This is a genomic window from Desulfonatronovibrio hydrogenovorans DSM 9292, assembly GCF_000686525.1.
GTDB lineage: Bacteria > Desulfobacterota > Desulfovibrionia > Desulfovibrionales > Desulfonatronovibrionaceae > Desulfonatronovibrio > Desulfonatronovibrio hydrogenovorans.
Window position 1 is genome coordinate 234,173 of sequence record NZ_JMKT01000011.1, and the last position, 7,833, is coordinate 242,005.

Genomic DNA, 7,833 nt, shown 5'->3' on the forward strand with positions numbered 1-7,833 from the left:
GTCCCCAGCCCGAGGCAGCCATTAAAATCTTTACTGATCAAATCTATTCAAGGTCATACAGGTTTCTGGCCCTGGAATAATGCTGCAGGTAGCTGGTTTTAAAATAACAGTTTTTTTTGATCTCGACAACAGGCACTTATTGGACCGGGGTTCAAAGTAAAATACAGCAGGCCTGAATCTTGGCCAGCAAGGCTTCTCATGATTAAAACATTGACTAAAGATGAAGATTAGGCTTATGAAAAACTGCTGAAAAGAGCTGGAAGCCGGGCTGGAATTTAGGTTTTTCTTAACTGGAGCTGGGGATGAAGATTATTTCTTTTGCCAATTACAAGGGCGGGGTGGGCAAGACCACCAGCGTGGTCAACACGGCCAGGGTCCTGGCTGAAAAAAATAAAAAAGTACTGGTCATTGATCTTGATCCGCAAGGCAATTCCACCCTTACCCTGAGCCGTAGCAATCCATTTGAACATGAAAAAACGGTTGGTGACCTCTTGTCAGATAAAGATCTTTCCATCAGAGACTGTCTGGTGGAGACGCCATGCGGCGTAGATCTGATCCCGACCAACCTGCACTCCTATCCCCTTGTATCTTCGTTGCCTGCCAACTCGGCCAAGAGGATTTACGGCCTGAAAAACAAATTAAATGATCTGCAAGAAGATTACGACTATGTCCTGGTGGACTGCCCTCCTCAGATTGAAGGAGCACTCATAACCAATGCCATTGCTGCTTCAGATTACTATGTTCTTCCCATAGAAGGTGAATCAGTCTATGCCCTGCAAGGGGTGGATCATTTGATTCAGGCCATTGATCTCATAAGGGAAGACTCCGGCTCCGGGATCAGGCTGCTTGGTGCCCTGGTGACCATGGTGGACACCAGGACCAAGGCTGGTCAGATGGTCATGGAGGCTATTAACAGGTATTTCAAGGACATGGTATTCAAGGCCGTGATTCGCAGAAACACCACCATCAATAAGGCCAACTTGAGCAACAAGTGTGTATGTGATCTTGATCCCAAATCTTCGGGATGTGCAGACTACAGGGCCTTTGCTCAAGAGCTGGTCAGCAGAATAGATACTGAAATCAAGAACAAGTAAAGGAACAACCATGCCCAAGGAAACCCGCGCACATAAGGATGAGAGTCAGGGAAGAGGCGCGTTGGAGAGTCTTCTCAATGATCAGGCTGAGGCAAGGCTTCAGAGGGAAATCAGCATTTCCAGGACCGGTGGATCGTCTAAGACTGAAACTAAATCACCTGGTCAAGGAAAGGGCAGGAAAAAGTCCGGGACTAAAGCTTCGGCTGGTTCTGTCCAGACAGGCCCGGAGTACAGGCAAAAACCTTCCATGAAGGAAACCAAGGCTCAGCTTATCAAGCGAATGGAGATGCTTCTTGCAGAGTTTGATAAACTTGAAGCCAAAATAGAACAAAAAGACTTAGAGCTGGACAAGGCCAAAAGTGATAAGACTCATCTCAAGGCCAAGTTGGACAAGCTTCAGACCGAGGTCAAGGGTTTGCAGGATGAATTGCAAAACAAGACCGGGGATCAAAAAAAACTGGCTGATTTGGAAAGGAAGTACGCTGAAAAGGTACTTAAGCTGGAGAAGGACCGGGAAAACATCCTCCGGGAATTGTCTGAAAAGGACAGTACCATTGCCGGGTTGCAAAAGGAAAAGTCCCTGCTTGAATCAGAGATTGACAGGATGGAGGTCCTGGTTAGTGAGGCCCAGACAAAAGAAGAGCTCCATCAGGCCAGTCTGAAGAAAAAGGATCAGGAGCTTGGATTACTGCAAAAGGAAAAGCATAATCTGGAGCAGGAGCTTGAAAAACTGAGTCATAAGACAGCAGCCAGGAAAAAAGAAGAGGCTGCCTGGGAAATGCAGGCCAAGGCCGACGACTGGCGGGTTAGGGCTGATGAGCTGTGGGACGGCAGTGCCTATAAGGCGCCTCAGAAGGCAGTCTATTATCTCAATGCAGCCCTGGAACTCAGGCCTGACTGGCCGCAGGCCTTGAATGACCGTGGTCTGGCCCATCTGGATGATTTTGACCTGGACGGAGCTCTGGAGGATTTCACCACGGCCATTGCCCTGAAAAGGGATTTTGCCGAAGCTTATCACAACAGAGGGGTGGCTCTGCTAAAATCAGGCAAGAAATTTGCTGCCAGAAAGGATTTCCAGGTTGCTGCCGGACTTGGACTCTGGCTGGGCATAAATGCCCTGCAGGTTCCCAAAAAAGACCCGGGCATAATTGAGCGGCTTATCAACCTTGTGTTTAAAAGGAGAGATAAAAAATGATAGTCAAAGTTGTGTACTATTCCATGTACGGGCATATCCACGCCATGGCCCAGGCCGTGGCCCAGGGGGTGAGCCAGGTCAGTGATGCCAGGGTTGATATGCGCAGGGTTCCTGAGACGTTGTCCGATGATATCCTGGAAAAAATGGGGGCTCTCCAAGCCCGGGATAAAATGAAAGATGTTCAGGCTGCTACAGTGGATGAGCTTGATGAGGCTTCAGCCATCATATTCGGCACACCTACAAGATTCGGTAATATGTGCGGTCAGATGCGTCAGTTTCTGGATGCTACAGGCAAGTTGTGGGCCTCTGGCGCCCTGATCGGCAAAGTGGGCAGTGTGTTCACCAGTACAGCCACCCAGCATGGAGGACAGGAGTCCACTATCCTCAGCTTTCATACTACACTGCTTCATCAGGGCATGATAATTGTCGGGCTGCCTTACTCTTTCCAGGGACAGATGCGCATTGACGAAGTTACAGGCGGTTCTCCTTATGGAGCTTCGACAATAGCTGGAGGAGACGGCCAGCGTATGCCAAGCGAGAATGAACTGGAAGCAGCCAGGTTCCAGGGACGGCACGTAGCTGAAATAGCAGCCAAACTTGGATGATCCTGTTAAGACGGTTCCTCCCCCCAGCATAGTCATCCAAAGCAGGTGGCCCGGCTGGGGGGGTTTGCCAGCTCTGAGGGCATGGTGTCTTTCTCGGGCCAACAACATTTTGGACCCAAACCTGTCTGAACCGGACTGTCAGATTTGGTGCGGACTTGGTTGGTTTACTTCAGGCATCATCGCTCAGGGCATCCAGAAGACTGATGGTCAAGTTTAGAAAGTCGGCTTCAGTAATAATTCCCACCAGTTTTTCACCCTCAACAACCGGAAGACATCCGAATTTATGCTCCAGAAGCAATGCAGCAGCATCCCTCAGGGAGTCGTTCCCGGATATGGTCCTGACAGATGTGTTCATGATCTCAAGGACGGGTATGCCGAGGTCGAGTTCTTCCTGTGTACTGGAGTCCACATCTGCCAGCTTGGAAACTGTTGCAGCCAGGATGTCCCTGTGGGTCAGAAGACCGATAAAGTGCATTTCTTCGTTGACAATGGGGATATGTCTTATCCTGGCCATATTCATGACCGATCTGGCCAGGGCAAGATTGTCGGTTTCTTTGAGGGTGAAGATGTCAGTGGTCATAATGTCTTTGACTTTAAGCATGGGTCTGTCCTTGGTTTGATTGATATTAGCCGGATAAACAAGCATAACCCATGAGCTTCAGGGCAGTCAATGCAAGGCTTGGCCTGCATGCTAATCAAAATAAAAAATGGACAGCCCCCTGAAAAGTTCTTATGGGTGCCCTTGTGCCGGGCAGGTGCTTTGATTACCAGCGATGAGCTGACAAAGGTTGTTCCAGCCCAAAAGGATTGGCCATGCAAGGGGATTGTCCGGACTTTTTTTGGAGCTGTTAAGAGTAAACTGTTTCAGGAGTATTTTCAGTTGGCGATTGATCCCAGGCGAATCAGAGATAAAATGGTCCGCAATCAGATTGAGGCCAGGGGGATTTCCAATCCCCGAGTGCTCAAGGCCATGGGCACCGTTCCCAGACATCTGTTTGTTGATGAGGCCCTTCAGGCCCAGGCATATGAGGATCACCCCCTGCCCATAGGGCACGGACAGACAATTTCTCAACCCTATATAGTTGCCCTCATGAGCAGTATACTTGAGGTTGATCCGGGAATGAAAGTCCTGGAGATCGGCACAGGCTCTGGATACCAGGCAGCAGTCCTGGCAGAGATGGGGGCCGATGTTTATACAGTGGAGCGGGTCAAACCTCTGTATCAAAAAGCAAGAAAGCTGCTGGCTGATCTCAGGTATCATTATGTCAAGACAAAGCTTGATGATGGAACCATGGGCTGGCCTGAAAAAGCTCCTTTTGACAGGGTGCTGGTCACTGCAGGCGGCCCTGATGTACCTGAACCTCTTGTGGAGCAGCTGAGCGACCCGGGTATCCTGGTTATTCCAGTCGGCTCGACCAAAAGGAGCCAGACCCTGGTAAAAGTCTCCAAAGACCGCGGCAAGGTGGACCGCAGGGATATGGGCAGCGTAGCCTTTGTGGATCTGGTGGGAAGGTTCGGCTGGTAAGGGAAGGGAATTGAAGCTTTATCGGAAATTGATGGGAAGGCTATGGGACTTGGCTGCCAAAAAGGGAGCCGAAAAAGTCCTGATGATGGTCGCCTTTACCGAGTCCATTTTTTTTCCCATTCCTCAGGATCTGCTTTTAATTCCCATGGGGCTCTCCAGGCCCCGCAAGGTTTTCAGGCTGGCCACCCTTTGTCTGGTTGCTTCGGTTCTGGGAGGTGTGGTCGGGTACTTCATCGGTCTTTTTTTTATGGAGCTAGTGGGGCTGGCCATAATAAATTTCTATGGCCTGGCTGATAAATACTTAATTATTCAGGAATGGTACGATAGATACGATGCCTGGGCTGTTGCAGTGGCCGGCATCAGTCCTGTTCCTTATAAGGTGTGTACCCTCACTGCCGGAGCCTTTAAGATCAACTTCGCAGTCTTTGTGATTGCCTCGGTACTTAGCCGGGGATTGCGGTTCTATCTTGTTGCTGCTGTGATCTACTGGCAAGGCGAACGAGCCAGAGATTTTCTGGAGAAAAGATTTGACCTGGTCGTAAGTCTGACCTTGGTTTTGGTTGTTCTGGGTTTTATTTTGATAAAATTTATCTGATCCGGACCGAATCTTGGCCCGGTCACTGAACTTAAAGGTGAAAAAATATGGAAAAAGCTGAATCGTGCAAAGCATGCCCGTCCCAGGCTAAGGCAAAAAAGAACCCTGCCATGTCCATCCAGGATGAGCTGATATCAACAACCCTTTCCAAGATTAAATACAAGATATTTGTGATGAGCGGCAAAGGAGGGGTAGGTAAGAGTTCGGTGGCGGTAAACCTGGCTGCAGCCCTGGCTGCTAAAGGCCGGAAGGTTGGATTACTGGATGTGGACATCCATGGTCCGTCAGTCCCCCATCTGCTGGGCATCAAGGGGTTGCTGGACGCAGACAGGGGGAAGATGGTCAAGCCCAAGATGTATAATGACAATCTTGCGGTGGTTTCAATGGAGTCTCTTCTTCAGGATCCGGATCAGGCCGTTCTCTGGAGAGGCCCCATGAAGACAACGGCCATAAGGCAGTTTGTAGCGGATGTGGCCTGGGGGGAACTTGATTTTCTGATCATTGACTCTCCCCCTGGGACCGGAGATGAACCCATGACAGTTCTCAAGACCATTCCTGACGCCCTGTGCGTTGTGGTCACCACGCCCCAGGAGATTTCTCTGGCTGATGTTCGAAAATCCATCAACTTTCTTCAGTATGCTAAGGCAAATATTCTGGGAATTGTTGAAAATATGAGCGGACTGATCTGTCCCCACTGTCAGGGGGAAGTGTCATTGTTCAAAAAAGGTGGCGGCAGGGATCTGGCGGACAAGTATGGCTTGTCCTTTCTTGGGGCCATCCCCCTTGATCCGGCCAGTGTGGTCGCTGGTGACCTGGGCAGGCCAGTGGTCCTGATTGACGGTCCTTCCCCGGCCAAGGATGCCTTGAAAGCCCTGGCCGACACCGTGGAAGAAACAGCAATCAACAGTCTGGAAGCCTTGGCAACAGTGCACAAGTAATCAGTCAGGTCTGACTGGCGGGCCGGTGATCAGGATTAAAAAATAAAAATTGAAAAAAGTTCTTGCAATTTAACAATTGAACTTATATATCTCCCTTTTCCTTTGGCTGGCGTAGCTCAATTGGTAGAGCAGCTGACTTGTAATCAGCAGGTTGCGGGTTCAAGTCCCATCGCCAGCTCCATGGAGGGGTTCCCGAGTGGCCAAAGGGAACAGACTGTAAATCTGTCGGCGATTGCCTTCGGAGGTTCAAATCCTCCCCCCTCCACCATTTTTCAATTAAGGTCCGGCACGTCCGGACCTGCCTGTTGTATAAGGCAGGCTTTGCATTGTAGGAGACAGGGGTTGCCTGTTGCTTGACTACATAATAATCAGAGGCGGGAATAGCTCAATTGGCTAGAGCATCAGCCTTCCAAGCTGAGGGTTGCGGGTTCGAGTCCCGTTTCCCGCTCCATATTTATGGCCAGTCGCATGCAGGCCCACGTAGCTCAGTCGGTGGAGCACTTCCTTGGTAAGGAAGAGGTCACCGGTTCAAGTCCGGTCGTGGGCTCCATTCAGGTAAAACCCTCAGTCTCATTTACATATATATTAAAGTCCGGTCGTTGCCAGGCCGGGCAGGATCAAGAGGCAGTCAAGGCCTGAACTTGGAAACTATTTGGGAAAATCCTTAAAAGTAAATAGGGGGAAGAGATGGGAAAGGCAAAGTTTGAGCGGAAGAAGCCGCATGTTAATATTGGCACGGTGGGTCACATTGACCATGGCAAGACCACATTGACTGCAGCCGTCACCAAGGTATTGAGCATGAAGGGTGGAGGTAGTTTTGTAGCTTTTGACCAGATTGACAAGGCACCTGAGGAAAAGGAGCGTGGGATCACGATAGCCACGTCTCATGTAGAGTATGAGACAGACAAGCGTCATTATGCTCATGTGGACTGCCCTGGTCACGCTGACTATATCAAGAATATGATAACTGGTGCAGCTCAGATGGACGGTGGTATTCTGGTTGTTGCCGCCACAGACGGTCCTATGCCTCAGACTCGTGAGCATATTCTTCTAGCCCGTCAGGTAGGAGTTCCCAGTCTGGTGGTTTTTTTGAACAAGGTTGATCTTGTAGATGATCCAGAGCTTTTGGAGTTGGTAGAGCTTGAGGTTCGGGAGCTTTTGACCAAGTATGGTTTTCCTGGAGATGATACTCCAGTGGTTCATGGCAGTGCTTTGAAGGCTTTGGAGTCTGAGAGTGCTGATGCAGATGATGCCAAGTGCATATGGGAGCTTATGGATGCCTGCGATTCATTTATTCCTGAGCCTGAGCGTGACATAGACAAGCCTTTTCTGATGCCTATTGAGGATGTATTTTCCATCTCTGGTCGGGGTACGGTTGTTACCGGCCGTGTAGAGCGTGGGATTATCAAGGTAGGCGACGAGGTGGAGATAGTTGGTATCAAGGATACTCACAAGACGGTTTGTACCGGTGTTGAGATGTTCCGCAAGATTCTGGATCAGGGTCAGGCCGGAGACAATGTTGGGGTTCTTTTGCGGGGTATCAAGCGAGATGATGTTGAGCGTGGTCAGGTATTGGCAGCGCCCAAGTCCATCACCCCTCATCGTCGATTCAAGGCAGAGGTATATGTGTTGAGCAAGGAAGAGGGTGGTCGTCACACTCCATTTTTCAGCGGTTATCGTCCGCAGTTTTATTTCAGGACCACAGATGTGACCGGAGTGGTTACCCTTCCTGATGGTGTAGAGATGATCATGCCTGGCGACAACACGACATTTGATGTTGAGATGATCGCGCCCATCGCTATGGAGCCCGGTCTTCGTTTTGCAATCCGCGAGGGCGGCCGGACAGTTGGTGCCGGTGTTGTCTCGGAAATTACGGAGTAA

8 protein-coding genes and 4 tRNA genes are annotated in these 7,833 nt (G+C 50.0%); 11 read left to right on the forward strand and 1 reads right to left on the reverse strand.

Annotation, left to right across the window (positions count from 1 at the left end; all coding sequences use genetic code 11):
- The first annotated feature begins 302 nt into the window (after positions 1–302).
- From P771_RS0110575 to wrbA, 3 genes are read left to right on the forward strand one after another with little or no spacing between them, the layout of a single operon-like run.
- The gene (locus P771_RS0110575) at positions 303–1,094 is read left to right on the forward strand and encodes a ParA family protein (RefSeq protein WP_035244295.1); all 792 of its coding nucleotides are present in this window, start codon (positions 303–305) and stop codon (positions 1,092–1,094) included.
- Between the two features lie 10 nt (positions 1,095–1,104).
- Entirely contained in the window at positions 1,105–2,289 is a 1,185-nt protein-coding gene (locus tag P771_RS18370; RefSeq protein WP_028575125.1) for a tetratricopeptide repeat protein, read from the forward strand.
- Positions 2,286–2,894: an NAD(P)H:quinone oxidoreductase gene (wrbA, locus tag P771_RS0110585; RefSeq protein WP_028575126.1), complete on the forward strand. Its 609-nt coding sequence runs from the start codon at positions 2,286–2,288 to the stop codon at positions 2,892–2,894. Before P771_RS18370 ends, wrbA begins: the two co-directional genes overlap by 4 nt.
- Positions 2,895–3,063: 169 nt before the next feature.
- On the opposite strand, the gene P771_RS0110590 is transcribed toward wrbA, so the two are convergent.
- Complete coding sequence (locus P771_RS0110590; RefSeq protein WP_028575127.1) at positions 3,064–3,495, reverse strand: CBS domain-containing protein; 432 nt, start codon at positions 3,493–3,495, stop codon at positions 3,064–3,066.
- 279 nt (positions 3,496–3,774) lie between these two features.
- Here P771_RS0110590 and P771_RS0110595 point away from each other — a divergent pair, with 279 nt between their 5' ends.
- From P771_RS0110595 to tuf, 8 genes are all read left to right on the forward strand, one after another.
- Positions 3,775–4,419: a protein-L-isoaspartate(D-aspartate) O-methyltransferase gene (locus P771_RS0110595; protein ID WP_028575128.1), complete on the forward strand. Its 645-nt coding sequence runs from the start codon at positions 3,775–3,777 to the stop codon at positions 4,417–4,419.
- A gap of 49 nt (positions 4,420–4,468) precedes the next feature.
- Positions 4,469–5,014, forward strand: coding sequence for a YqaA family protein (locus tag P771_RS0110600; protein WP_244147317.1), 546 nt, complete (start codon positions 4,469–4,471; stop codon positions 5,012–5,014).
- A gap of 110 nt (positions 5,015–5,124) precedes the next feature.
- Positions 5,125–5,952: an Mrp/NBP35 family ATP-binding protein gene (locus P771_RS0110605; RefSeq protein ID WP_244147318.1), complete on the forward strand. Its 828-nt coding sequence runs from the start codon at positions 5,125–5,127 to the stop codon at positions 5,950–5,952.
- Between the two features lie 105 nt (positions 5,953–6,057).
- Positions 6,058–6,133, forward strand: a tRNA-Thr gene (locus P771_RS0110610).
- A gap of 1 nt (position 6,134) precedes the next feature.
- A tRNA-Tyr gene (locus tag P771_RS0110615) sits at positions 6,135–6,220 on the forward strand.
- Between the two features lie 106 nt (positions 6,221–6,326).
- Positions 6,327–6,403 (forward strand) — tRNA-Gly (locus P771_RS0110620).
- Positions 6,404–6,426: 23 nt separating this feature from the next.
- Positions 6,427–6,502, forward strand: a tRNA-Thr gene (locus tag P771_RS0110625).
- A gap of 137 nt (positions 6,503–6,639) precedes the next feature.
- A complete protein-coding gene (gene tuf / locus P771_RS0110630; RefSeq protein WP_028574930.1) occupies positions 6,640–7,833 on the forward strand; it encodes an elongation factor Tu in 1,194 nt (397 codons plus the stop codon).

Coding starts and splice junctions, on each gene's coding strand:
- wrbA (WP_028575126.1), top strand. CDS start 2,286: ATGATAGTCAAAGTTGTGTACTATTCCATGTACGGGCATATCCACGCC.
- P771_RS0110575 (WP_035244295.1), top strand. CDS start 303: ATGAAGATTATTTCTTTTGCCAATTACAAGGGCGGGGTGGGCAAGACC.
- P771_RS0110590 (WP_028575127.1), bottom strand. CDS start 3,495: ATGCTTAAAGTCAAAGACATTATGACCACTGACATCTTCACCCTCAAA.
- P771_RS0110605 (WP_244147318.1), top strand. CDS start 5,125: ATGTCCATCCAGGATGAGCTGATATCAACAACCCTTTCCAAGATTAAA.
- tuf (WP_028574930.1), top strand. CDS start 6,640: ATGGGAAAGGCAAAGTTTGAGCGGAAGAAGCCGCATGTTAATATTGGC.
- P771_RS18370 (WP_028575125.1), top strand. CDS start 1,105: ATGCCCAAGGAAACCCGCGCACATAAGGATGAGAGTCAGGGAAGAGGC.